Source organism: Pseudoalteromonas sp. SG44-8, from assembly GCF_014164125.1.
GTDB lineage: Bacteria > Pseudomonadota > Gammaproteobacteria > Enterobacterales > Alteromonadaceae > Pseudoalteromonas > Pseudoalteromonas rhizosphaerae.
On the sequence record NZ_JACJEQ010000002.1, the window covers coordinates 1 to 25,034 of the forward strand.

Below are 25,034 nucleotides of genomic sequence, written 5' to 3' on the forward strand. Positions count from 1 at the left end.
TCCTCCAGACTATCTCTCGCGATTTAGCCCTTGCCATTCGCTAGTAGTTATCGTTTAATAACAGTATGTTATTTAAACGGTGATCTTCCTACAGAGGACTTTCACCTCATAAGTCAATGCCCATGTCGGGCGTACACAAGGCGCTGCTACGGAAAATTTACTCGCTAGCGCTCCTAAATTTCCGCAGAGCGCGGCGTTAAGTGCTATGAGCATATTAATCATTTATGAGGCCATTTTTTGTTAAGTTTAAATGAAAAATCATATCTAGAAGGGTATTTAGCTAATTATCCTGATAACTCAATTTTAAAAAATATTTACAGTTTCTTCGTAAGTTTTCCAAATGATGATTCAGATTTAGAAGTTATTATAGGTGACATTCTCCGAAGCTCTCTTGATGAGGTTATCGATATGCCTCGTACAAACAGATTTAGTCTTCAGGAGTTAGAAAAGACAGAAAAAACATATATTGGAACAAAAGTTGAAATCGTTTTTCGTGATACTTTTTTGCTTAATAAAGGGAAAAAACTAGATCTTTTAGTAGAAGGCAAAGAAGTAGATGTAAAAAATACGATTGGCACAAATTGGACTATACCAAGTGAAGCCGTTGACGAAATATGTGTTTTGTTGCAAACAAACGACGATAAATCATCCTTTTGCATTGGACTCATTATTTGTCGTGACCGAGTTCTAAATCAAGGAAGAAATAGAGATGGAAAGCGCACAATTTCAAAGAGTGGGAAAAATGAAATACTCTGGCTAGTGGAAAATGGAAAGTTACCGAAGAACTTTTTTTTACACATGGATGAAGGACTACGAGAAGAGGTATTACAGCCAAAAGGTGGTGCTACAAGATTAGCAAATCTATTTAGAAGTTTTCAAAATGAAATTATTACTCGAAGGTTGGTTGAGTGCGTAGCGCGACAAAAAGACTATATGAAAAGAATTAGGGGAAATGGTGGAGCTAGAGATATATTAGCCCCTGAGGAGCTAATGATTCTATGGGGTGGGAATCTCGAAGATAAAGAAAAATTAAAGTCGCTTGGCTTTAAAGGACTGACCAAAGAACATTTTGTCTGTATAAAAAAGAGCTAAGCAACTTTTTTGCAAGCTGCGCTTTGAAGTGCATCCAATATTGACTTCCCAATATGCTCAGCAACTGGAGGGGGAAACGCATTGCCAACCTGCCTGTATGCAGGGGTTTTTTTACCGACAAATTCCCACCAATCTGGAAAGCCTTGAATGCGGGCAGCCATTCTAACTGTCAGTAAAGGCATATTTTCGTAACCTTCTTTATTTTTGTACCCTGTAAAACCTTTTTCAGGTGGCTCATTGCCAACAATATGCCCATTAACATGCAACTCTTGCCAAGCTTTCTTGGCTCTTGAAGGGCCAAGATCCGGTCCACCGTGCTTTTTAGAGCCACCAACTAAAGTTGGGGCGATCTTATTTGCTTTTTTCTTCCATTCATTTGCACCTTCCCAACCTTTAGAAGCCATTAAATCATACAAAGCTTCACCTACGGTTGGAGGTGTAATTATTTTAGTAGGCCATTTGAAAAAATCTGCATATTGCGTCTTTAAGGCAACTAACGTCACTCTAGGTCTTAATTGAGGAACGCCATAATCAGAAGAGTTGTGTAATTTCCAAAATGTTTTATACCCTAATTCTTTTAATTTTTGATTTAAACTGCTTCGGTATTCGTCAAATTTAGGATCTAAAAGTCCAGAAACATTTTCAATCATGACTGCTTTAGGATCTGTTTTCTCAACAATTTTCATTGCTGCCGGAAATAAATCTCTTTCATCATCTTTTCCTAATTGCTTACCTGCCTTAGAAAATGGCGGGCAAGGTACTCCTCCGGCGACTAGATCAATTCCCTTATATTTGTCAGCTTCATGTTCTGCAAAGTGTTCAACACATCCTTCAATAATATTTTCCCAACCTAATGAGTGTGTTAAGTTGTTATACTCCAAGGTTTTACAGGCAGCCTTTTCAATCTCAATCAGCAACTTATGCTTGAAGCCAGCATTGTGTAGACCTAAAGCTTGACCGCCAGCTCCAGCGCATATTTCTAATGATGTGTATTGATACATAAAACAAACTTCTCGACCACTGATTTTATATACAGTATAGGTGTGTTATTTAAATTTTGGAAACATTATTTTAAGTGATTTATATAAATTAGTATATGAATAGTGCGCACTTAATCGGGTAGCCGGAGGTCTCTAAGCTCCAGCACTCATACCACCCTTCATGCGCTTTTTATTAGTAGGAAGTGCCATGGGCGGTTCATCTCCCGTAATGAATATTGATCCAAATATCTCTCAATGACACTAAACCTTGTGACGCTAAATAGTCATTGCCTAGCGCAATGTTAATTCCTTTTGTTTTTGAATGGGAAATGGGGTCGCGTCTTGCCTTTTGACACATTGTGTTTTGAATGACCGCAACTGACATATTTCAGCCTATTCATCGCCAAGTTATTAAGTTTGTATACCTAGAAACAAAAAGAGCAAAGTAAATACTTTGCTCTTTGTTCTTTGTTCTTTGTATTAGTACTAATTAAAATAACGCTTGTTTATTTTATCGAGTCATTAATTTCTTTAAGAATCGCGACTGGGTCTGCGGCTTGCGTAATTGGGCGGCCAACAACTAAATAATCGCTGCCATCTTCAATTGCTTGCTTTGGTGTCATGATACGTTTTTGATCTCCTGCATCACTGCCTGCTGGGCGAATGCCTGGGGTCACTAGTTTAAAATCTTCACCTAGCTCTGCTTTTAATTTTTTTGCTTCTTGCGCTGAGCACACGACCCCGTCAAGGCCTGACTCTTTTGCAAGTTTTGCTAAATAAATCACTTGCTCTTCTGGTGTTTTATCAACACCTAAACGCTTTAGCTCGTTATCATCCATACTGGTTAAAACGGTAACGGCAATTAATAATGGCGCTTTATCACCAAATTGCTCAAGCGCTTGTTTGGCTTTAGTCATCATTTCAACACCGCCACTGGCGTGAACATTAACCATCCAAACACCCATTTTGGCCGCGGCAGTAACCGCTTTGGCAACCGTATTTGGAATATCATGAAACTTTAAATCTAAGAATACGTCAAAGCCAAGGTCAATTAATTCTTTTACAAAAGCAGGTCCAAAATAGGTAAACATTTCTTTGCCTACTTTTAAACGACATGTATCAGGCGATAATTGCTTTACAAAGTTTAAAGCGGTTTGCTGATCATCGTAATCGAGGGCGATAAGAACTTTTTTTGAATGTTCGAGAGACATAACTTTCCTAAAACTGATTGTAGAAGTAAGTGAATATTTTTATAGAAAACTAAAAACCGTCTAAACCACGGCTCGGTACTATGGTTTCCCAATGTTTGCACGAAGGACAAACCCAATAAATTGTATGACTGGTAAAGCCACAGTGTTGGCACTGAAAATCTGGCTTGGTCGCAATATAAGATGTGACCAGTTTATCTATTTGGTCTAGTACATCTTTAATATCATTATTTTGTTTTGCTAATAGCTGTAATAAAAAACTAAAGCCACGAATTGTCGGCTGACGTTTTAAACTATCAGTTAAAAATTTAATTGCTTGTTCGATATGCCCTTGCTCAAGTAATGCTTGGCAATGTTTTATTTTTATTAGCACCCCACCCTTATCAAGTAGCTGCTGTAATAATTCATGAAATTGGTGGGTTAGGTTTAATTGCTCATAACTGTGAGCTAAATCATCTATAAACAAGGGGGCAAAAAAAGTGAAACTACAGATCAGCTCACGCCAATAATAAATTGCTTTTACGTAATCTTCTTTTGCAAATGCTGATTTACCTAATTCATATAATGGGCGGATCGCTTTATGATTTAGGCTAATGGCTTTGCGCATAATTTGCGGATCATTGCTAAGCAATGCAGCTTCACAATAAAAGTTAGCAATGGCTTTGAAATGTTGCGGCTTTGAAAATAAATCACTGTGTGCTTCGAACATATTGATACCCTTTTCCCATTCGCGTGTTTGCGAATATAAATTAAGTATCGGCTCTAATGCATCACTGTGGTTGGCTTTTACTAACCACACTAAATGTTCTTCGGCGCCATCAAGCAAACCCGCCATAATATAATCTTCAGCAAGTTCAAGGCGACTAGCAGCAGCTTGTTGTTCATTAAGGCTTGGGTGTTTGAGCAGTAATTCGTGGATTTTTATTGCACGATCTAATTCACCTCGGCGGCGAAACATCGTTGCTAATGTAGAATAATGTTCAACAGAGTCAGCGGCGACTTCAAGCAAGTTGATTAAGTGCTCAAGGCCTTGATCTTCCTCTCTGTCGAGTAAAAACTTTAAGCCTTTACTGTATTCAGATGTGATCTGACGATTAAGTTGATGAGCTTGGTTTTTAGCGCTATTTTTACCCATGATCCAGCCATAACCAGCCGCAACAGGTAAAAGTAAAAACAAAAGCTCAATCATAGTTAGGTGTCTTTATTAGCAACAAGCTTATTATTATCTTTTTCAGGCGCTAATTTTTTTTTCAAACGATAGTTTTGCCACTTTAATTGCGAAAACAATTTAAAGCTAATAAAACAACCAATTGCTACACCTAAAGCAAAGCAGATACTTATTATCATTGCGAGGGGTAAAGTATTGCTGGCAATAATATAATTTATTTGCACTAACTGTGGATTTTGCGAACCAAGTACAAATGCAAAAATTAAGCATATTGCTACCAGGATAATTTTTAATACCCTAAACAAGTAACTACTCCAACTAAGTAACTAGGCAATGATCGCGTTTACGCGATCTCGTAACTCTTTGCCTGGTTTAAAATGTGGTACGTGCTTACCTTCTAACTCAACCGTGTCGCCAGTCTTTGGATTACGACCTGTGCGAGGTGAACGAAAGTGTAATGAGAAACTACCAAAGCCACGGATTTCAATACGATCTGAGCTTGATAATGAGCCGGCCATTTGTTCAAGAATTTCTTTAACAGCATTCTCAACATCTTTCACAGGTACATGCGCGTGTTGCTCGGCTAATTGTTCTATCAATTCTGACTTAGTCATAACGTTTCCTTAAAAAGAGATAAAGGAAGGGCAACACTGCCCTTCCAATTAAGACTGATTAATTAGTCTTTTTGTGCATTTGCGAATGCAGCTGCCATTGCGTTTTCGAACACTGGCTCTTCTTTCTTAAGCTTTTCTAGTACTTCTTTCTCTTCTGCTTCGAAAAGAGCTTTAACTGAAAGGCTTAAAGTGCGGTTCTTACGATCAACACCAACATATTTCACTTCAATTTCGTCGCCTACAGAAACAACAGTAGTTGCATCTTCAACGCGCTCTTGAGCGATATCAGCTACACGGATGTAACCTTCAACGCCTTCGATAAGTTCAACAGTTGCGCCTTTCGCATCAACTTCTGTCACTTTACCTTTAACAATAGCACCTTTTTTGTTTGCATCAAGGTAGTTATTGAATGGGTCAGCTTCGATTTGCTTAACACCTAGAGAGATACGTTCACGCTCTGGGTCAACTTGCAATACGATAGCAGTGATTTCGTCGCCTTTCTTGAATTCACGTACAGCGTCTTCGCCAGGTGTATTCCAAGAAATGTCTGAAAGGTGTACAAGACCGTCAATACCACCGTCAAGACCGATAAAGATACCGAAGTCAGTGATTGATTTGATCTTACCAGTAACTTGATCGCCTTTGTTTTGTAGACGAGCAAATTCTTGCCAAGGATTAGCAATACATTGCTTAAGACCAAGTGAAATACGACGACGTTCTTCGTCGATTTCAAGAACCATAACTTCAACAGTGTCGCCTAAGCTAACAACTTTAGAAGGATGGATGTTCTTGTTAGTCCAATCCATTTCAGAAACGTGTACTAGACCTTCTACGCCTTCTTCGATTTCTACGAAGCAACCGTAATCTGTAAGGTTAGTTACACGACCAGAAAGTTTAGAACCTTCTGGGTAACGACCAGCGATAGCTGCCCATGGATCTTCACCAAGCTGTTTAAGGCCTAGAGATACACGAGTTTTATCTTTGTCGAATTTAAGAACTTTAACTGCGATTTCGTCGCCAACATTAACGATTTCTGAAGGGTGCTTAACACGCTTCCACGCCATATCAGTAATGTGTAGTAGACCATCAACACCACCAAGGTCAACGAACGCACCGTAGTCAGTAAGGTTCTTAACGATACCTTTAACTTCTTGACCTTCAACAAGGTTAGCAAGAAGCTCTTCACGTTCTTGTGAGTTTTCAGATTCGATAACTGCACGACGTGAAACAACAACGTTGTTACGTTTTTGATCAAGCTTGATTACTTTAAATTCAAGCTCTTTGCCTTCAAGGTGAGTTGTGTCACGTACTGGACGAACATCAACAAGTGAACCAGGTAGGAAAGCACGGATTGAATCAACTTCAACAGTGAAACCGCCTTTAACTTTACCGTTGATAACACCAGTAACAGTCTCTTGCTCTTCACATGCTTTCTCAAGACGGATCCACGCTTCGTGACGCTTCGCTTTCTCACGAGAAAGGATAGTTTCACCGAAACCGTCTTCAATTGCATCTAGTGCAACATCTACTTCGTCGCCAACAGCAACTTCTAGTTCACCAGCAGCATTTTTGAACTGCTCTGCAGGGATAGCACTTTCTGATTTAAGACCAGCATCTACAAGTACAATGTTGTTCTCGATAGAGATAACTGTACCTTTAACGATAGAGCCTTGCTCTGCTTCAAAACCCTTTAAGCTTTCTTCAAATAACTGCGCAAAATTTTCTGACATACGAATATACGTCTCATATATTATTACCAATAAGCAACCATGCTGCATGGGGTTGTTAAAATAGCACTGGCATCCTGCTGGCGCATAAATAGTTTATCGTCGCTTTGGAAGTTTACCTTCGACAATCGCTGCATCTAATAAAGTCATAACCTTATCAAACACTTGCTGTGCATTAAGCTCGCTAGTATCGAGTTCAATAGCATCGTCAGCTGGTACAAGCGGCGCAACAGCACGATTCATATCGCGGTCATCACGTGCTTGAATATCTTCTAATAGACCACTTAGTGTAACATCAAGACCGCGTTCATTCAACTCAACAAAACGTCGGCGCGCGCGTTCATCTGCACTAGCGGTTAAATAAATTTTTAATGGAGCATCTTGGAACACCACAGTGCCCATATCGCGGCCATCGGCTATTAGCCCATTTTCAGTTCGAAATGCACGTTGGCGCCGTAATAATGCTTCTCTTACGCGCGGTAAAGCTGCTACTTTTGAAGCGGCAGCTCCTACTTCTTCATTTCGAATTGTTGTTGATACATCTTCACCTTCCAGAATAACCTTTCCAGCGTTAGTTTGACTATCAACTAAAAACTGCACATCTAAGTTAGCAGCTAAAGGCACCAATGCCTCTTCGTTGTCTAGTGCAATTTGGTGATGAAGTGCTGCTAGTGCTAATACGCGATAAATCGCGCCACTATCCAGTACATCCCACCCTAATTTATCGGCTAACAAGCGACAAACAGTTCCTTTACCTGAACCACTTGGGCCATCAACGGTGATCACGGGCATTAATAACGCCTGCATTTAAACCTCCTGCAATGCACACCAAAATAAAACTGCGACATTATACGTTACTTAATTAAATATATCCGCTTTTTGTATGTAACTTTTTATATTTCAACTTTAGTCATTTATTGACTAACTGATGCTAGTACATTGAAAAATGTTGGAAATGTCTTGTATGTACACTTAGGATCATTGATAGTTATTGGCTTGCCGCCTACCGCTACCATGGCAAAACACATCGCAATACGGTGGTCGTCATAGGTATCAATAGCCACATCGTTAAAGTGTTTTGGCGGTGTTATTTCGATGAAATCTTCACCTTCAATAACCTCTGCACCGACTTTACGCAGCTCCGTCGCCATTGCATGTAAGCGATCAGTTTCTTTTACGCGCCAGTTATAGATATTACGAATAGCGGTTGGACCATCTGCAAATAACGCCACTGTCGCAAGGGTCATCGCCGCATCAGGAATAGCATTGGCATCGATATCAACACCTTTTAATTCGCCTTTACGTACCACTAAGCGCTCGTCATACCAATCTATTTTAGCACCGACCTGCTCCATCACTTTTGCAAAGCCGATATCGCCTTGCACAGATTTTGCACCTACACCTTTGATCTCGATTTCACCACCGGCAATTGCCGCCGCAGCGACAAAGTAAGATGCACTTGATGCATCCCCTTCAACCATAATACGCTCAACAGCTTGGTATTGCTGCGCACCTTTTACAGTAAAGGTTTTATAGTTATCGTGAGTTACCGATATGCCAAAGCGAGCCATTACATCTAAGGTAATATCAATATACGGTTTAGATACCAGCGTACCCTTAATTGTAATGCACGTATCGCCATTAAATAACGGCGCAGCCATTAATAATGCGGTAAGAAATTGGCTCGAAATACTGCCATCAATTGCAACGTTGCCGCCATTAATTTGCCCACCAACAATTTTAAGTGGCGGATAGTCTTTATTTTTTAAATAACTAACATCCCCACCGAGCGCTTGTAATGCATCAACTAGGTGACCAATTGGACGTTCCTCCATACGTGGCTCGCCAATTAGTTCATAGTTTCCCTTCACCGCTGCTAATACCGCAGTCAGTGGACGATACGCGGTGCCTGCATTACCTAAAAACAATGGCTCAGCTGGAGTTAAAAACTGCCCGCCAACACCTTTTACAGTGGCTACAGTTTTATCATCATTAAGACTGACATCAACGCCCAATAATTTTAATGCACCAAGCATATGGCGAATATCATCACTGTCTAATAAATTTTCTACAACCGTTGTGCCTTGCGCAAGTGCCGCTAACAGTAAAATACGATTTGATAAACTTTTTGAGCCAGGTAAGGTAACACTGCCATTTACTAGATTGATTGGCTCTAAGCGTAACTGCTCCATTAACTGTGCTCCTTGGCAAATTTCGCCATAAAGTCAACTAACGCTTGTACACCGGCAAGTGGCATGGCGTTGTAAATACTCGCACGCATACCGCCAACAATACGGTGACCTTCAAGTGCAAGTAAGCCAGCTTCTTTTGCTTGGGCTAAAAACTGTGCATTTAAGCTTTCATCATTGAGCCAAAAAGGCACATTCATACGTGAACGACAATGCTTAGCAACCTTATTACTATAAAACGGTGATTCATCAATAAAGCCATATAGCAGTTCGGCTTTTGCTATATTTTGCTGTTCCATGGCTTTAACACCACCGTTTTGCTCAAGCCAGTCAAATACTTCTGCCGCTAAATACCAAGCAAAAGTAGGTGGCGTGTTATACATGCTGCCTTGTTTTACTTCGAGTGCGTAATCAAATATACCTGGCTTTGCAACCCCTTCACGCTCAAGCAACGTTTTACGAATGATCACAATGGCAAGGCCTGATGGACCAATATTCTTTTGTGCACCAGCGTAAATTAAATCAAACTGATCAACATCAAATTCACGCGATAAAATAGTTGATGACATGTCTGCAACGATCGGCGCTGTTGGGTGACTTGGTACATCAAACACTTCAATGCCATCAATGGTTTCATTTGGGCAATAGTGGATGTATGAAGGATCGGCTGGAAATTGCCACTCACTAACTGGTTTGATAGAAAATTGCTCATTTGTGTCATTACGGACATCAAGCTCAGTGACGGTAGTAAATTTGACCGCTTCGTCAACCGCACCTTTAGACCACACACCATTTTCACAATATACGGCGTCTTTACCTGCTTGGTGCAAGTTCAGTGGCACTGCAGCAAATTGGCCTCGACCACCGCCATGCATAAACAGCACTTCAAATTCATCGCTGATATTCATTAACCGGCGCAAGCTTGCTTCACATTGTGCCGTTAATGCTAAAAATTCTTTACTACGGTGACTGATCTCCATCACCGATACACCTAAATCTTGCCAATCAAGAAATTCTTTTTGTGCTTTTTCCATCACAGCTGGCGGTAACATTGCAGGCCCAGCACAAAAATTATATATACTCATTACCTTTCCTCATTCCAGTAATTTAACAATTGTTTTTAATTGCTAATTTTAACAATTAATTTTTTGATTTTTATAGTAAAAAAAAGCGGCCGAAGCCGCTTTAATGATTAATGTTATGCCTCTGGAGGATTATCCCCAGCGTCATCATTAACAGTGTCGACTAGTTCAACGCTTTCACCTTCGATAATAGCGTTAAGCTCATCGATTTCGATCTCTTCGATACGTTGTAAACCAACTACTTGCTCTTCGTCAATAGTTCTTATCAAAATAACACCTTGGGTATTTCGCCCAACGGTAGAAACTTCATTAACGCGAGTTCGCACTAGAGTACCTCTATTAGAGATAATCATGATTTCATCGTTATCGTCAACTTGTACAGCACCAACTACAGCACCGTTACGCTCACTTACTTTGATTGATACCACACCTTGAGTCGCACGACTCTTAGCAGGGTAGTCACTGAGCAATGTACGCTTACCGTAGCCGTTTTCTGTCACGGTTAAGATAGCACCATTCGTCTTAGGTACAATTAATGATACAACACGTTGCCCTTCAGGCATCTTAATACCACGAACACCTGTTGCAGTTCGGCCCATCTGACGAACACCCTTGAACTTGATTTCCGGGTTACCGTTTTCATCAAGTACTGGGTTGCCATTTTCATCTAAAACAGGTGATTCTTCTGCTTCTTTAAAGCGAACAACTTTACCAGCATCAGTAAACAACATGATTTCGTTGCTACCATCAGTGATATCGACACCAATCAAGCTATCACCGTCGTTTAAGTTAACGGCAATAATACCGCTAGCACGTTGACGGCTATACGCAGTCAATGGTGTTTTCTTCACGGTACCGAATGCAGTTGCCATAAAGATGTATTTATTTTCTTCATACTCACGTACTGGCAAGATAGCCGTAATACGTTCGTCTGCTTCAAGCGGCAATAAGTTTACAATTGGCTTACCACGGGCTGCACGACTGGCAAGTGGTAATTGATACACTTTAAGCCAATATAAGCGACCCGCCGTTGAGAAACAAAGAATCGTGTCGTGAGTATTAGCAACTAGTAGACGTTCAATGAAATCTTCATCTTTCATCTTGGTTGCTGATTTACCTTTACCACCACGGCGCTGTGCTTCGTAGTCAGACAATGGCTGATACTTCACATACCCTTCGTGAGATAGGGTTACTACTACGTCTTCTTCTGTGATCAAGTCTTCAAGACTAATATCATGAGCCGCGGCATTAATTTCAGTACGACGTTCGTCGCCGTATTGCTCTTTAATTTCAACTAACTCATCGCGGATAACTTCCATTAAACGCTCAGGATTAGCAAGAATATATAAAAGCTCGGCAATTAAATCTAATAACGTTTGGTATTCGCTTAGAATCTTTTCATGTTCAAGACCAGTAAGCTTGTGTAAGCGTAAATCTAGAATTGCTTGGGCTTGTTGCTCAGAAATATAATACTGACCATCACGAATGCCTAAGTCATCCGCTAACCAATCTGGACGGGCAACATTTGCTTCACCGGCTTTTTCAAGCATGGCTTTTACATTACCTAATTCCCACGGGCGGCTAGCAAGTGCTACTTTAGCTTCAGCTGGCGTTGGTGAGTTACGAATAAGCTCGATAATTGGGTCAATGTTAGCAAGTGCAATTGCTAAGCCTTCAAGCATGTGTGCACGATCGCGGGCTTTACGTAGGTCAAATACCGTACGACGGGTCACTACTTCACGGCGGTGAATGATGAATTCTTCAAGCATTTCTTTTAAGTTGAAACACTTAGGCTGGTTATTGATCAACGCAACCATGTTCATACCAAACACAGTTTGTAACTGAGTTTGTGCATAAAGGTTGTTTAAGATCACTTCGCCTACGTCACCACGTTTGATCTCGATAACGATACGCATACCGTCTTTATCTGATTCATCACGTAATGCACTAATGCCTTCAATCTTCTTATCTTTAACAAGCTCAGCAATCTTTTCGATTAAGCGGGCTTTATTTACTTGATAAGGGATCTCGTGAACGATGATCGTTTCACGATGGGTTTTTTCGTCAACTTCAATTTCCGCACGTGCACGCATGTACACTTTGCCACGGCCAGTTAAATAGGCTTGTTCAATGCCTTTTTTACCGTTGATAATTGCCGCAGTTGGAAAATCTGGGCCCGGAATATAATCCATTAGTTCATGAATGGTTAATTCAGGGTTTTGAATAAGTGCTAAACAGCCATTCACAACTTCAGTTAAGTTATGAGGAGGAATGTTCGTCGCCATACCTACCGCAATACCCGATGAACCGTTCACTAATAAGTTAGGAACTTTGGTCGGTAATACGTCAGGAATTTGCTCTGTACCATCATAGTTAGGTACAAAATCAACAGTCTCTTTTTCAAGATCAGCCAAAAGCTCATGAGACATTTTCGCCATACGGACTTCGGTATAACGCATTGCTGCTGCTGAGTCACCATCAACTGAACCAAAGTTACCTTGGCCGTCAACTAACATATAACGTAAAGAGAATGGCTGGGCCATACGTACGATTGTGTCATACACCGCACTGTCGCCATGGGGATGGTATTTACCAATTACATCACCAACCACACGGGCTGATTTTTTGTAAGGCTTATTCCAATCATTATTAAGCTCGTTCATAGCAAACAAAACGCGGCGGTGAACAGGTTTTAAACCATCACGTACGTCTGGTAGTGCTCGTCCTACAATTACGCTCATTGCGTAATCTAAATAGGAGTTTTTTAACTCGTCTTCAATATTGACTGGCAGAATTTCATTGGCGAAATCAGTCATTTGATATCACATTCCTTCAGTATTGACCCACGAAAGTGCCACATATGGGCGCTTGCGGGGATTTAGTTATTATTACCAAGTCATGCTACCACAATTAATTTAGATTTACAGGCGCTAAATCTTTGCGATTTATTAATTTACCCCTATATAATGGCCTGAGATTGACGAGGAAGTTTTTTATGACCGAACATCAGAATGTAGATAGTGCAGAAATTGCAAAGTTTGAAGCCATCGCTGAGCGTTGGTGGGATCGTGAAGGCGAATTTAAACCCCTTCATGAAATTAATCCATTAAGATTAGATTTTATTGCCGACAAGGCCAAAGGCTTATTCGACAAAGAGACTCTCGATGTCGGCTGTGGTGGCGGTATATTGAGTGAAAGTATGGCGCGAATGGGCGCACATGTGACTGGTATTGATATGGGTCAAGAGCCGTTAACCGTTGCGAAACTACACAGTTTAGAAACCGGTGTAAACGTTGACTATATAAAAATACCTGCCGAACAGTATGCCAGCGAACACCCTGCCCGCTTTGATACTATTACTTGTATGGAAATGTTAGAGCATGTGCCAGACCCTGCATCTATCATTCATGCAGTAGCAGAATTAGCGAAACCTGGTGCCGATGTATTTTTCTCCACATTAAACAAAACCCCAAAAGCATATTTGTACGCAATTATCGGGGCGGAAAAATTATTGAAGATGGTGCCTGATGGAACCCATGATCACAAAAAGTTTATCAAACCAGCACAACTCATTGCATGGGCAGAACAAGCAGGCCTCAAAGTACGTGCTAGTGCGGGATTGAGTTATAACCCTTTATCAAAGCAGTACAGCTTAAATACCGATGTAAGCGTTAATTATATTCTGCATTTTGAGAAACTAGCGTAATGGCTGGTTTTAACACAGCAACCCCCGCAATTGATTACGACGCCTTTATTTTTGATTTAGACGGTACATTACTCGATACCGCAGATGATTTAGGGGCTGCGCTAAATTACGTACTCGCTGATCATAACCAACCATCAGTAACCGCTGATATATATCGTCCTGCAGCTTCTAACGGTGCAATGGCGCTGCTTGCAGCTGGATTTGGTCAGCAATGGCACGATCACCCAAATCAAGCTGACTTACGCCAGCAGCTATTAACGGCCTACGCAGATAATATTGCCACCCATAGTCAATGCTTTACTGGAATTGCACAATTATTGATCGCGCTTGATCAACAACAGATCAAATGGGGGATCATGACTAATAAACCTGAGTTTTTGACTATTCCATTAGTTGCTGCAATTGCTGAACTCAAAGATGCACAGGCAATTGTCAGTGGTGACACCCTCGATATCGCTAAACCATCCCCTTTACCTTTACTGCATACAGCCCAACTGTTAGATGTTGATCCGAATCGTTGTTTGTATATCGGTGATGCGCAGCGTGACATAATTGCAGCCAAGGCTGCAAACATGCACAGCGCTGCTGCGTTGTGGGGCTACATCCCTAGTGAAGCTGAGGCATTGAGTTGGCAAGCCGATTTTAATTGGCAATCACCTATTGATGCATTTAACCATATATAGTGCCATGTTAAATTTTAACCACTACATATTGTGATCGTGTTACTTTTTGCACATTGTTTGTTGATAAAAAAAGCAGCCAAAATTTATTTTTAAAATGCGTAAATTTAATCGATCATCAGTTGATTTTTATAAATTTCATTTTAATCAGATGGTCAAAGGTTAATGGCTACTAACACAAGCGTGTTATCCCAACGTTATCCACAATTAGGGGCGTTTATGCCCCTTGCAAATGATCGCATACCACACTATCTTGTGATCTAGAATTTGATGAACACCAGATGTTGTGGCTAAATGTTATTCAATTAAATTCGCGCTAATACAATTTTATTGCAATAAAAAATTTATTTTAAGAAAAATGTGTCACTAAAAAATATTATATCCCAAGGAATACAGGCAAAACTATGAACCAACAGCTATCTGTAAGCAAACGTGACGGCCGTAAAGAGTCACTTGATTTAGATAAGATCCATCGCGTTATTGCTTGGGCCGCCGAAGGTCTAAATAATGTGTCTGTCTCACAAGTTGAGCTGAAATCGCACATCCAGTTTTATGATGGTATTCGTACTGAAGACATCCATGAAACCATCATCAAAGCGGCCGCTGATCAGATCTCTAAAGAGTCGCCTGATTATCAATATTTATCAGCCCGCTTAGCTGTATTCCATTTGCGTAAAAAAGCCTATGGTCAATTTGAGCCACCGCGCTTGTATGATCATATCGTTAAGTTAGTTGAAGATAAGCGTTACGATGCACACTTACTAGCTGACTACACAGAGCAAGAAATTGATCAACTGGATGAATACCTTGATCATGGACGTGATTTAAACTTCAGCTATGCTGCTGTTAAACAGCTTGAAGGTAAATATTTAGTACAAAACCGTGTTACGGGTGAAATTTATGAAAGCGCACAGTTTTTATATATTTTAGTTGCAGCAAGCTTGTTCTCTGATTACCCAAAAGAAACGCGTTTAGACTACATAAAGCGTTTTTACGATGCAGTGTCATTGTTCAAAATTTCATTACCTACGCCTATTATGGCGGGAGTTCGTACCCCTACGCGTCAATTCAGTTCATGTGTACTGATTGAATGCGGTGACAGCCTAGATTCAATTAATGCAACCTCATCAGCGATTGTAAAATACGTATCGCAACGTGCAGGTATTGGTATTAATGCTGGTCGTATTCGCGCACTAGGTAGCCCTATTCGCAATGGTGAAGCATACCACACTGGTTGTATCCCGTTTTATAAGCACTTTCAAACGGCCGTTAAAAGTTGTTCGCAAGGTGGTGTCCGTGGTGGCGCAGCAACCCTGTTCTATCCACTTTGGCATCTAGAAGTTGAAAACTTATTAGTGCTTAAAAACAACCGTGGTGTTGATGATAACCGCGTTCGTCACTTAGATTACGGTGTACAGTTTAATAAACTAATGTACTCACGTTTGATCAAAGATGATTACATCACATTATTCAGCCCGTCTGATGTGCCTGGTTTATATGATGCATTTTTTGAAGATCAAGATGAATTTGATCGTCTTTACGTACAATATGAACAAGACGAGTCAATTCGTAAAAAACGTATTAAAGCTATTGAGCTGTTTTCAATGTTTGCACAAGAGCGTGCTAGCACTGGCCGCATCTATTTACAAAACGTTGACCACTGTAATACACACAGCCCGTTCATTGCTAAAGTGGCACCAATTCGCCAATCTAACTTATGTTTAGAAATTGCATTGCCAACTAAACCACTTAACAATGTTAATGATGAAGAAGGTGAAATTGCACTGTGTACGCTGTCGGCCTTTAACTTAGGTGCGATTGAGTCACTGGATGAACTTGAAGAGCTTGCAGAACTTGCGGTACGTGCACTTGATAACTTACTGGATTTCCAAGACTACCCGGTGCCAGCAGCACATAATGCAACTATGGGCCGTCGTACACTAGGAATAGGCGTAATCAACTACGCATATTACCTTGCTAAAAATGGCAAACGTTATTCTGATGGCAGTGCCAATGCATTGACTCACAAAACATTTGAAGCAATTCAGTATTACCTAATGAAAGCCTCAAATGAACTGGCTAAAGAACGTGGTGCATGTCCTAAATTTAACGAAACAACGTATTCGCAAGGTATTATGCCAACCGATACGTACAAACGTGATTTGGATAAAATTTGTGATGAACCATTGCATTTAGATTGGGATACATTACGTGCCAATATTAAAGAGCATGGTATGCGTAACTCAACGTTATCTGCGTTGATGCCATCTGAGACATCGTCGCAAATTTCAAATGCAACTAATGGTATTGAACCACCACGTGGTCATATCAGTGTTAAAGCCAGTAAAGATGGTATTTTAAAACAAGTTGTACCTGAGTATGAACGCCTTAAAAATAATTATGAATTATTGTGGGATATCCCATCAAATAAAGGTTATTTAGAATTAGTGGGTATTATGCAAAAGTTTGTTGACCAAACAATTTCTGCCAATACTAACTACGATCCAAATAAGTTTGAAGGTGGTAAAGTACCAATGAAGGTCTTATTACAAGATTTACTGGGTGCTTACAAACTTGGCGTTAAAACCCTTTACTACCATAACACCCGTGATGGTGCATCTGATATGCAAGAAGATACACCAGAAGTGGAAGATGATGATTGTGCAGGCGGTGCGTGTAAAATCTAATCGGTAATAAATATAAATTGGAAGCGGGCTATACGCCCGCTTTGCCCTGTTCGTTTTTTGAGTGATCTTATGTCTTATACTACTTTTAGCCGAAACCATAATAACCAACTACAAGAACCGATGTTTTTCGGCCAAACCGTTAACGTATCGCGTTATGATCAACAGAAGTACCCTATTTTCGAAAAGCTAATTGAAAAACAACTATCGTTTTTTTGGCGTCCTGAAGAAGTCGATGTAAGTAAAGATCGGTTAGATTTTCAGGCCTTACCTGATCACGAAAAACATATATTTTTAAGTAACTTAAAATATCAAACCTTACTTGATAGTGTGCAAGGTCGCTCGCCTAATGTTGCGTTACTGCCAATTGTGTCGATCCCAGAACTTGAGACCTGGATTGAAACATGGGCATTTAGTGAAACAATCCATAGCCGTTCATATACACATATTATTCGTAACGTTACCCAAGCCCCTGAGCTTATTTTTGATGATATCGTTAGTAACGAAAAGATCAGTGAACGTGCTGATGCCGTAACTAAATATTACGATGAATTAATTAATAAAGTGGCTGTGTATAACTTATACGGTGAAGGTAAACATGAACTTAATGGCGAAACAGTTCATATCAGTTTATTTGAACTTAAAAAGCTTTTATACCTTGCAATGATGTCAGTGAATATCTTAGAAGCGATCCGTTTTTATGTCAGTTTTGCCTGTTCATTTGCGTTTGCAGAGCGAGAATTAATGGAAGGTAACGCTAAAATTATTAAGCTGATCGCCCGTGATGAAGCGCTTCATCTTTCTGGTACTCAGCATATTTTGAATATTATGCAAGATGGTAAAGACGATCCTGAAATGGCTATCGTAGCAGCCCAGTGTCGTGATGAAGCGATCAAGATGTTTGTTGATGCTGCTGAACAAGAAAAAGAATGGGCTGAATACCTGTTTAAAGATGGTTCAATGATTGGCTTAAACAAAGATATTTTATGCCAATACGTTGAGTACATTACTAATGCTCGTATGACTGCAGTTGGTTTACCAACACAGTTTAAAACCAGCAGTAACCCTATCCCATGGATCAATTCATGGTTGGTGTCAGACAATGTACAAGTTGCTCCACAAGAAGCGGAGATCAGCTCATACCTTGTAGGCCAAATTGACTCTCAAGTTAATGCCTCTGATTTCGGTGACTTCGATCTCTAATGACCAGCAACAAAACTGCAAAGATCCACTTTGCAGATAATAGCCAGTGTGTAGATTTTGACACTGGCTGTCATTCCCTTTTAGACTGCCTAGAACAACAGCAATATGAAATTCCTTTTCAGTGTAGAGAAGGATATTGTGGTGCCTGTAGAGCAACCCTAGTAGCAGGGCAAGTCACCTATAACGAAGAACCACTCGCCTTTGTACGTGATGGAGAAGTACTGCTGTGCTGCTGTAAACCCGATGGCAATATCACTCTCAATTTGAAGTAATTTGTTAATGCCAGTCAAACTGCTTTGTTTCATAGCAATGTATTTTATCACTGATCATTAAACTACTTTCATCTATGGTTACATCCCAATTTAAACTGCGTGTTAAATCCACCTGAATATCATCAATAAACTGCTGGTCAATCTCAATAATATGGCTATTATCAAATAACTTTAACCGTGACTGAGATTGCGTTAACCATTCACTATTGCCCGTTGTTAAAATTAATAATTCATCCACTTGCTTAGCGATCTTAACTAATTCATCAAGGTCAGGTTTATCAACACTTAACCAGGTTTTATAATGTTCATCCAACGCTTGAATTCCTACATCTGGCTGTAGTTTATCAGCAAGTTTATTAAGCACTGCATGGCTGTCATAAGATAAAATACAATAGCCTAATAGCTTTAAAACAAAATGCTCCAGTGTTTCATTTTTAGTCAACGCTGTGGTAAAAATTTCTTTGTGATTACGCTGATGACGCAGATCAGCTATGCTAAATCGTGCTTTAAAAATACGTGTTTTATCAGACATAATATTCACCAGTCTCGCCGTTACTCCTATTGAGTATAGCCCAATCTGATATAAGCACGTTTATTTTAAAAGTTATGGTATAACATTATTGATCAGCACAAATGATGGTGTTATATTATATCACAACATAATAGCAACAACGTAGTAACCATGATCCGACATTCATTAATATCAACTGCAATTATCACTGCTTTAAGCTCTTTTTCTGCTCATGCTGCGCTGGTAACTGGGCAAGTTTTTGACAATAACAAGCAACCACTCAGCTATGCCGATGTGCACGTACACGGTAAAGCACAGTCAATTAAAACTGACGAGAATGGCCGATTTAGTATTAATATTGATGCTAATAGCCAATTACATATTAGTAAAAATAATTTTGTTGATGCTAGAGTTCAAGTAACTGAAACCAGTTCTGCTCTAAATATCACGCTTGTACCTACGTCAGTTGAATCTGTCGTTGTGTATGCCTCTGCCCTGCATAAAAATAGCTTAGAGATGATTTCACCAGTGAGTGTACTCAGTGGTGATGAACTGCGCAATAAAGCAAAACCCACGTTAGGCGAAACGCTCAAAGGCCTCCCGGGTGTTAATGCCAGCTATTTTGGCCCTGTTTCATCTAGCCCTATAATCCGTGGCCTAGATGGCCCTCGCGTTAAAATCACCCAAAATGGCTTAGACAGCAGCGATGCGTCACGTATTGGCCCAGATCACGCAACATCGAATGACAGCCTAGCTGCAGAACAGATTGAAGTTTTGCGTGGCCCAGCTACGCTACTTTATGGCTCAGGCGCGATTGGTGGCGTAGTTAACGTAGTAGATAACCGCATTCCAACTGATAATATCGAGCAGTTAACTGGGGCTGTTGAATACAGCCATGACACGGTTTCAAATGCCAACACCTATGCTGCCAAGCTTGAGACGGGCCATAACAACTTTAACTTCCATTTTGACGGTACCAAACGCACTGGTGATGACTACCAAACTCCGCGTTTTAACTTACCTGAAGAAGAGCACGAAGATCATGAGGGTCATGACGAAGAAGAGCATGAAACAGCCACCTCGGTAAAAAATACCTTTATTGATAGCCAAACCGTTAACTTTGGTACTAGCTATGTAGGTGAGCATTTAACGCTAGGTGTTTCTTATGGCCGTATTGAAACCGACTACGGTATTCCAGCACATAGCCATGAACATGGCCATGATCACGAACACGAACACGACCATGATGAAGGCGAAGAAGAAGCCGTTTATGCGCGTGTAGAACAAGATCGCTGGCAAGGTTTGATGAGCTATGCATTACACAACAACTGGATTGAAACTATTAATTTACGTCTAGGTTATACTGATTATCGCCATGCTGAAATTGAAGATGGCGCGATCGGTACTATCTTTAGTAATGAAACCACTGAAGCACGTTTAAATATCGAGCATAAGTTAGGTAATTGGCATGGTATGGCTGGTTATCATTTTAGTGAATCTGATTATGATGCCGATGGTGAAGAAGCCTTCACACCCGCTAGCAAAACGACTACTCATGCATTATTTATCCTCGAAGAAAAACAGTTTGGCAACGTGACATTAGAATTAGGTGCGCGTATTGAAGATTATAATATTGATAGTAATGTCGGTGCTGCTGCGCATGACCATGAAGATGATCATACTGATGAACACGCCAATGAAATAACGCCTTACAGTAAAAGCTTTACTAATCTGAGCGCTTCAGCAGGCGCTATTTGGCAATATACACCCGGACAAAGTATTGCGCTGAGCGTGTCACACTCTGAACGCGCACCGTTATCAGCCGAGCTATTATCAAATGGTGTCCATATTGCAACTGGCACCTATGAGCTTGGTTTAGGCTACGCGATAGAAGACGGTGAAATTCACTTCGAACCTGAAAATATCAAACAAGAAACATCAACCAATATTGATTTTGGCTTTAGACGCTTTAGTGGCGATTTTGGTTATACGGTTAACTTTTTCTATAACGACATTGCCAATTTTTACTATCAGCAAAACACGGGGTTAATGTTTGATGAAGAGCACGGCCTTGAAGCTGCAGAGCCTGGCCACGATGATGGTATGGCTGTTTATCAATTTGTCAGTAAAAATGCGAAATTATACGGCATTGAATTTGATGCACATTATCAATTAAATTCAAATGCGATGGTAAAAGTATTTGGTGACTCAACCACTGCAAAACTTGCTGATGATGAAGGGTATTTACCGCGTATTCCAGCAAATAAGTTAGGTTCAGAATTTCAGTATAATATCAGTGATTGGCAGTTCAGCTTAACTGGCACACACTACTTTGAACAACGTGATATTACGGCTTATGAAACCGCAACTGATGGCTATACACTGTTCGATGCGCAAGCAAATTATCAATTAAGTGTCGGTCCGGTAGATACACAGTTTTATATCAACGTTGATAATATTACGGATGAACTGGGTTTTGTACATAGTTCATTTATTAAAGATGAAGCGCCACTTCCTGGGCGTAACTTTAGAATTGGTCTACGTGGTTATTTCTGATCTCAGTAAATAACCATAAAAAAGCCGCGCTAATAGTTATTAGCGCGGCTTTTTATTACTCAATTTCTAATTAAAGAATTTCGTGTAGCTCAACGTCAAATACCAGTGTTGAGAATGGTGCAATTGCAGCACCGGCACCACGTTCTCCATAAGCAAGCTCATGAGGAACATAGATACGCCATTTGGTGCCTTCAGGCATCATTTGTAATGCTTCAGTCCAGCCTTTGATCACGCCACCAACTGGAAACTCAGCAGGTTGACCACGCTCATAAGAGCTGTCAAATACAGTACCGTTGATAAGTGTACCGTGATAATCAACACGCACTGTTGACTCAGCAGTTGGCTTTTTGCCTTCACCTGTTGCTAGTACTTCATATTGAAGACCAGACTCAGTCACTGTGATTTCAGCACGTTTTGCATTTTCTTCTAAGAATGCAATGCCTTCAGCTGCAAGTACTTTCGCTTCTTCTTCACGACGTGCTTGGATTTCAGTGTTGATTTTTTCGAATGCAGCTTGGATCTCAGGGATCTCAACTTGGAAATCGCCGCCCACATACGCATCTTTCATGCCTGCAAATACTGAATTTAAGTTTAAACCTTCGAAAGGGTTAGCTTTAAGTTGCTCACCCATCTGTAGGCCAATACCGTAACTTGCTTTTTCAGCATCTGTAGTAAAATTATCTGACATAATATGTTTCACGTTTTGTTTATACCAAGCTTAATAACGCTGGTATCAGTTAAAAGACGCGCCTATGCTATCATAAAAAAAAGCCCTTTTGGGCTTCTTTAGAGCTAGTTTTTAGTGAGTTTTCGCTTTATTAAGCGCACAGCAAAAGTCAAGATTGGCAAGCTGATTAAAATACCAGCAAGTAATGGACGACTCAGTAATGCCTGCGTACCAACTAATAGCACCGGCACGACTAATAAACCGATACAACCAATAAATATTGCCGCAATTTCTGGCCAGTATTTATCATATTTAGTAATTAAATGCCCAGCTAATAGATTAAAGCCTAGGCAGTAAAGCATAGCTGTGAGCAATACATGCTCTGGTTGTGCATCCATCGCCATTTTAACGAGTAAGTTAATAGCACTGTGATAACAGTAGCCAAACACCGACCATAACAGTACGTGTTTTAGCACCCGTTGTGTGGTGTTTAATTGATTTTGCTGTGACATCTTAAACTCCAGATAGCAAAAAGCCGCCCATAAGGCGGCTTTTTAAATATGGTGGAGAGATAGGGATTTGAACCCTAGAGGGGCTATAAACCCCTGCCGGTTTTCAAGACCGGTGCATTCGACCACTCTGCCATCTCTCCGTACGGCGCGGATAATAGGGGTTAGCCGCCTTGTTGTAAAGCCCTAAAAGTAAAAAAGTTCAAATTAATCGTTACAATTACTCAAAGCGCTTAAAAATACATCAATAATACTGTTTTGGACGTTTCGCGACCCACGAACACAGTAAGCAGACTAATAAGCTAAAAGTTACAAAACTTAAGCTCTGAAAGATTAAATCAAAACGGTTTAGATCATCACTTGGTACAAGCACCAATACAAAAGCGGGTAAAATACTCACAAACAACACGTAACAACACACTTTAAACGCTCTACCAAAATCAAATCGTCTTGTGCGTTGCATCCACCACGCTAAGATAACCACAATAGCAGTTGATGAGATCGCTATTAAATGAGGAGTCTGTGTACTAAATGCTGTGTAAAGAGTGATAGCCGCACCAACAAAACCCCATAAGGACCACGTTAACCATTTTTCTTTTTCACGTAAAAATAAATTTCCCATTATCCTCGTCTTCTTGTTGTTATTCTAATTAAGACACTCCATACATTAACAAACTGCAGAAAAATAACAAACCATTGTATTGAGGGTTATTGCATCCAAGCGCTTCAGACAGCCAAGCTACCTAAAGATAATAACAAAGGTAGCCTTAATGCACTCTGACTGAAATAACACGACAAAGTTCCAATTAATTACGTTTTGGCAACTATAAGTTTGTGAAAAAGTGTTCTGGGCTATGACGAACAGCCTTTTTACAGTCCACTTCTGGAGTGCCTAAATACAGGTAACCGACAATCTCATCTTCATTATCAAGCTTTAACGCCGCTTTTACCGCCTCACTTTGCGCAAAGTAACCAGTACGCCAGACACCACCCAGTCCTTGCGCAAAAGCTGCTTGTTGCATAGCTAACACAGCACAACCAGCACTTTGTACTTGTTCTATACGCGGCACTTTTGGGTGCGCTTGATATTTGGCAATGGCAATGATTATCATCGGTGCACGCAGCGGTAACTCTTTGGCACGATTAATTACTTTTTCATCTTGTTGTTCTGCAACTGCACTTTGATAATAAATTTCGCCGAGTCGTTCTCGCGCATCTTCTGCAACAACAATAAATTGCCAAGGCGCAAGGCAACCATGATCAGGCACACGAAGCGCTGCTTGTTTAATAATATCAAGTTGACTGTTGTTTGGGGCAGGTGCAATCAGTCGAGGATCTGACTGACGAGTCAATAAAAGCTCAATAGCGTCCATAGCGATTCTCTAATTAAAAAAGAAACTAGCATAGCATTGATAGGGATTGCTGAGAAAGTTTGAAAGTTAGAAAGTTTGCGACGGGCGTCGCAAACTGACAGGTAGAGATTTAGATTATTCGAATCTTTTCCGTAACCAGTGATCAAGGCTAACAAAACGCCCACCGCCGGTAAAAAATAAACTCAATAACATCGCAAAATAAATTGCTGAAAACTCAATGCCATTATTCAAAATCGACGGTTTACCCTTTTCATAAAGGTAATCTGGGAAACCATGTTCTTGTACAAGTCCTCGAATTTTCTCAATACGTTCTTTTACTTCTCGGGAATTATCTAAACTTTCTTTTGCACCGGGGATCGCCAACCAATCAAGTACTTGTGCAGCACTAGTATCTGGATCTGTCGGCGCAATCGCAAACCAGCCATTGTGCCAATGTACAGAGGTTGCGGCAACGACCATAGTAAACATCAGCGGTATGCTAACCAGACGGGTTAATAAACCAACTAAGAGCAGCCAGCCACCGAGAAATTCACTCCAGCCAGCTAAAAAAGCCAGTAAATCTGGAAAAGGTAAGCCTAAACCCCAATCTGGGTTACCAAACCAAGCAACAACATCTGGAGAAGCTAAAAAGAATTCAAAAAAACCATTACCATTACCACTGATATTTAGCTTGTTATAACCTGCGATGATCATAACTGGCGCCAGTATCAGTCTAAATAGTAAAGCAGGGATACCATCAAAAATGGCTATTTTTTGTAGGGAAGTTTTATATAGTGTGATCAATGTATTCATCGTAGCAGTCTAGTCTTTTGA

At 40.4% G+C, this 25,034-nt stretch carries 23 protein-coding genes and 1 tRNA gene; 7 read left to right on the top strand and 17 right to left on the bottom strand.

The genetic code is table 11. From position 1 onward, the window contains the following. Positions 1-237 precede the first annotated feature (237 nt). Positions 238-1,092, top strand: coding sequence for a NaeI family type II restriction endonuclease (locus tag H5163_RS02325; protein ID WP_182734213.1), 855 nt, complete (start codon positions 238-240; stop codon positions 1,090-1,092). Here the strand turns inward: H5163_RS02325 and H5163_RS02330 are convergent. The 10 genes from H5163_RS02330 to gyrA all read right to left on the bottom strand — a co-directional run bounded on the left by H5163_RS02330 (position 1,089) and on the right by gyrA (position 12,876). Then, positions 1,089-2,093 carry a DNA cytosine methyltransferase gene (locus H5163_RS02330; RefSeq protein ID WP_182734215.1) on the bottom strand — a complete coding sequence of 335 codons (1,005 nt, stop codon included), beginning with the start codon at positions 2,091-2,093 and terminating at the stop codon, positions 1,089-1,091. The genes H5163_RS02325 and H5163_RS02330 overlap by 4 nt on opposite strands. Positions 2,094-2,578: 485 nt before the next feature. Continuing rightward, entirely contained in the window at positions 2,579-3,283 is a 705-nt protein-coding gene (gene pyrF / locus H5163_RS02335) for an orotidine-5'-phosphate decarboxylase (RefSeq protein WP_182734217.1), read from the bottom strand. A gap of 49 nt (positions 3,284-3,332) precedes the next feature. Beyond that, entirely contained in the window at positions 3,333-4,469 is a 1,137-nt protein-coding gene (gene lapB, locus H5163_RS02340; protein ID WP_182734219.1) for a lipopolysaccharide assembly protein LapB, read from the bottom strand. Positions 4,470-4,471: 2 nt separating this feature from the next. Beyond that, positions 4,472-4,753, bottom strand: coding sequence for a lipopolysaccharide assembly protein LapA domain-containing protein (locus H5163_RS02345; RefSeq protein WP_016707217.1), 282 nt, complete (start codon positions 4,751-4,753; stop codon positions 4,472-4,474). Between the two features lie 21 nt (positions 4,754-4,774). Then, on the bottom strand, positions 4,775-5,062 hold the full coding sequence (gene ihfB, locus H5163_RS02350) for an integration host factor subunit beta (RefSeq protein WP_182734221.1): 288 nt from the start codon (positions 5,060-5,062) through the stop codon (positions 4,775-4,777). 62 nt (positions 5,063-5,124) lie between these two features. Beyond that, positions 5,125-6,792, bottom strand: coding sequence for a 30S ribosomal protein S1 (gene rpsA / locus H5163_RS02355; protein ID WP_029216020.1), 1,668 nt, complete (start codon positions 6,790-6,792; stop codon positions 5,125-5,127). Between the two features lie 93 nt (positions 6,793-6,885). Then, positions 6,886-7,596 carry a (d)CMP kinase gene (cmk, locus tag H5163_RS02360; protein ID WP_182734223.1) on the bottom strand — a complete coding sequence of 237 codons (711 nt, stop codon included), beginning with the start codon at positions 7,594-7,596 and terminating at the stop codon, positions 6,886-6,888. A gap of 107 nt (positions 7,597-7,703) precedes the next feature. Beyond that, entirely contained in the window at positions 7,704-8,981 is a 1,278-nt protein-coding gene (gene aroA, locus H5163_RS02365; protein ID WP_182717452.1) for a 3-phosphoshikimate 1-carboxyvinyltransferase, read from the bottom strand. Then, positions 8,981-10,063 carry a 3-phosphoserine/phosphohydroxythreonine transaminase gene (gene serC / locus H5163_RS02370; RefSeq protein ID WP_182730601.1) on the bottom strand — a complete coding sequence of 361 codons (1,083 nt, stop codon included), beginning with the start codon at positions 10,061-10,063 and terminating at the stop codon, positions 8,981-8,983. Before serC ends, aroA begins: the two co-directional genes overlap by 1 nt. A 113-nt stretch (positions 10,064-10,176) precedes the next feature. Continuing rightward, positions 10,177-12,876 (bottom strand): DNA topoisomerase (ATP-hydrolyzing) subunit A, encoded by a 2,700-nt coding sequence (gene gyrA / locus H5163_RS02375; protein WP_182734225.1) that lies wholly within the window; start codon positions 12,874-12,876, stop codon positions 10,177-10,179. A 179-nt stretch (positions 12,877-13,055) separates the two neighbouring features. On the opposite strand from gyrA, the gene ubiG reads away from it, so the two are divergent. From ubiG to yfaE, 5 genes are all read left to right on the top strand, one after another. Continuing rightward, complete coding sequence (gene ubiG / locus H5163_RS02380) at positions 13,056-13,766, top strand: bifunctional 2-polyprenyl-6-hydroxyphenol methylase/3-demethylubiquinol 3-O-methyltransferase UbiG (protein ID WP_145233215.1); 711 nt, start codon at positions 13,056-13,058, stop codon at positions 13,764-13,766. Beyond that, positions 13,766-14,449, top strand: coding sequence for an HAD family hydrolase (locus H5163_RS02385; protein ID WP_182730603.1), 684 nt, complete (start codon positions 13,766-13,768; stop codon positions 14,447-14,449). Before ubiG ends, H5163_RS02385 begins: the two co-directional genes overlap by 1 nt. Before the next feature lie 401 nt (positions 14,450-14,850). Further along, the gene (gene nrdA, locus H5163_RS02390) at positions 14,851-17,133 is read left to right on the top strand and encodes a class 1a ribonucleoside-diphosphate reductase subunit alpha (RefSeq protein ID WP_145233211.1); all 2,283 of its coding nucleotides are present in this window, start codon (positions 14,851-14,853) and stop codon (positions 17,131-17,133) included. A 69-nt stretch (positions 17,134-17,202) separates the two neighbouring features. Beyond that, positions 17,203-18,333, top strand: coding sequence for a class Ia ribonucleoside-diphosphate reductase subunit beta (gene nrdB / locus H5163_RS02395; RefSeq protein WP_145233209.1), 1,131 nt, complete (start codon positions 17,203-17,205; stop codon positions 18,331-18,333). Next, the gene (gene yfaE, locus H5163_RS02400; protein WP_145233207.1) at positions 18,333-18,605 is read left to right on the top strand and encodes a class I ribonucleotide reductase maintenance protein YfaE; all 273 of its coding nucleotides are present in this window, start codon (positions 18,333-18,335) and stop codon (positions 18,603-18,605) included. Before nrdB ends, yfaE begins: the two co-directional genes overlap by 1 nt. 4 nt (positions 18,606-18,609) lie before the next feature. Here the strand turns inward: yfaE and H5163_RS02405 are convergent, their stop codons facing one another. After that, positions 18,610-19,137 (bottom strand): YaeQ family protein, encoded by a 528-nt coding sequence (locus H5163_RS02405; protein ID WP_182717449.1) that lies wholly within the window; start codon positions 19,135-19,137, stop codon positions 18,610-18,612. Positions 19,138-19,287: 150 nt separating this feature from the next. Here H5163_RS02405 and H5163_RS02410 point away from each other — a divergent pair, with 150 nt between their 5' ends. Next, entirely contained in the window at positions 19,288-21,672 is a 2,385-nt protein-coding gene (locus tag H5163_RS02410; RefSeq protein WP_182734227.1) for a TonB-dependent receptor domain-containing protein, read from the top strand. Between the two features lie 70 nt (positions 21,673-21,742). Here H5163_RS02410 and H5163_RS02415 read toward each other — a convergent pair whose 3' ends face one another. The 6 genes from H5163_RS02415 to H5163_RS02440 all read right to left on the bottom strand — a co-directional run bounded on the left by H5163_RS02415 (position 21,743) and on the right by H5163_RS02440 (position 25,013). After that, positions 21,743-22,360 (bottom strand): FKBP-type peptidyl-prolyl cis-trans isomerase, encoded by a 618-nt coding sequence (locus H5163_RS02415; protein WP_149982493.1) that lies wholly within the window; start codon positions 22,358-22,360, stop codon positions 21,743-21,745. A 104-nt stretch (positions 22,361-22,464) separates the two neighbouring features. Beyond that, the gene (locus H5163_RS02420) at positions 22,465-22,851 is read right to left on the bottom strand and encodes a hypothetical protein (RefSeq protein ID WP_179959208.1); all 387 of its coding nucleotides are present in this window, start codon (positions 22,849-22,851) and stop codon (positions 22,465-22,467) included. A gap of 49 nt (positions 22,852-22,900) precedes the next feature. Continuing rightward, positions 22,901-22,991: transfer RNA gene (locus tag H5163_RS02425), tRNA-Ser, on the bottom strand. Between the two features lie 101 nt (positions 22,992-23,092). Further along, the gene (locus tag H5163_RS02430; protein ID WP_145233198.1) at positions 23,093-23,470 is read right to left on the bottom strand and encodes a hypothetical protein; all 378 of its coding nucleotides are present in this window, start codon (positions 23,468-23,470) and stop codon (positions 23,093-23,095) included. 202 nt (positions 23,471-23,672) lie between these two features. After that, positions 23,673-24,221, bottom strand: coding sequence for an NAD(P)H nitroreductase (locus H5163_RS02435; protein WP_145233196.1), 549 nt, complete (start codon positions 24,219-24,221; stop codon positions 23,673-23,675). Between the two features lie 114 nt (positions 24,222-24,335). After that, the gene (locus H5163_RS02440; RefSeq protein ID WP_149982495.1) at positions 24,336-25,013 is read right to left on the bottom strand and encodes a DoxX family protein; all 678 of its coding nucleotides are present in this window, start codon (positions 25,011-25,013) and stop codon (positions 24,336-24,338) included. Between the last annotated feature and the right edge of the window lie 21 nt (positions 25,014-25,034).

Excerpts from the sequence above, each read along its gene's own strand:
- H5163_RS02330 (WP_182734215.1), bottom strand. The coding sequence starts at position 2,093 with ATGTATCAATACACATCATTAGAAATATGCGCTGGAGCTGGCGGTCAA.
- pyrF (WP_182734217.1), bottom strand. The coding sequence starts at position 3,283 with ATGTCTCTCGAACATTCAAAAAAAGTTCTTATCGCCCTCGATTACGAT.
- lapB (WP_182734219.1), bottom strand. The coding sequence starts at position 4,469 with ATGATTGAGCTTTTGTTTTTACTTTTACCTGTTGCGGCTGGTTATGGC.
- ihfB (WP_182734221.1), bottom strand. The coding sequence starts at position 5,062 with ATGACTAAGTCAGAATTGATAGAACAATTAGCCGAGCAACACGCGCAT.
- rpsA (WP_029216020.1), bottom strand. The coding sequence starts at position 6,792 with ATGTCAGAAAATTTTGCGCAGTTATTTGAAGAAAGCTTAAAGGGTTTT.
- cmk (WP_182734223.1), bottom strand. The coding sequence starts at position 7,596 with ATGCAGGCGTTATTAATGCCCGTGATCACCGTTGATGGCCCAAGTGGT.
- aroA (WP_182717452.1), bottom strand. The coding sequence starts at position 8,981 with ATGGAGCAGTTACGCTTAGAGCCAATCAATCTAGTAAATGGCAGTGTT.
- serC (WP_182730601.1), bottom strand. The coding sequence starts at position 10,063 with ATGAGTATATATAATTTTTGTGCTGGGCCTGCAATGTTACCGCCAGCT.
- gyrA (WP_182734225.1), bottom strand. The coding sequence starts at position 12,876 with ATGACTGATTTCGCCAATGAAATTCTGCCAGTCAATATTGAAGACGAG.
- ubiG (WP_145233215.1), top strand. The coding sequence starts at position 13,056 with ATGACCGAACATCAGAATGTAGATAGTGCAGAAATTGCAAAGTTTGAA.
- H5163_RS02385 (WP_182730603.1), top strand. The coding sequence starts at position 13,766 with ATGGCTGGTTTTAACACAGCAACCCCCGCAATTGATTACGACGCCTTT.
- nrdA (WP_145233211.1), top strand. The coding sequence starts at position 14,851 with ATGAACCAACAGCTATCTGTAAGCAAACGTGACGGCCGTAAAGAGTCA.
- nrdB (WP_145233209.1), top strand. The coding sequence starts at position 17,203 with ATGTCTTATACTACTTTTAGCCGAAACCATAATAACCAACTACAAGAA.
- yfaE (WP_145233207.1), top strand. The coding sequence starts at position 18,333 with ATGACCAGCAACAAAACTGCAAAGATCCACTTTGCAGATAATAGCCAG.
- H5163_RS02405 (WP_182717449.1), bottom strand. The coding sequence starts at position 19,137 with ATGTCTGATAAAACACGTATTTTTAAAGCACGATTTAGCATAGCTGAT.
- H5163_RS02410 (WP_182734227.1), top strand. The coding sequence starts at position 19,288 with ATGATCCGACATTCATTAATATCAACTGCAATTATCACTGCTTTAAGC.
- H5163_RS02415 (WP_149982493.1), bottom strand. The coding sequence starts at position 22,360 with ATGTCAGATAATTTTACTACAGATGCTGAAAAAGCAAGTTACGGTATT.
- H5163_RS02420 (WP_179959208.1), bottom strand. The coding sequence starts at position 22,851 with ATGTCACAGCAAAATCAATTAAACACCACACAACGGGTGCTAAAACAC.
- H5163_RS02430 (WP_145233198.1), bottom strand. The coding sequence starts at position 23,470 with ATGGGAAATTTATTTTTACGTGAAAAAGAAAAATGGTTAACGTGGTCC.
- H5163_RS02435 (WP_145233196.1), bottom strand. The coding sequence starts at position 24,221 with ATGGACGCTATTGAGCTTTTATTGACTCGTCAGTCAGATCCTCGACTG.
- H5163_RS02440 (WP_149982495.1), bottom strand. The coding sequence starts at position 25,013 with ATGAATACATTGATCACACTATATAAAACTTCCCTACAAAAAATAGCC.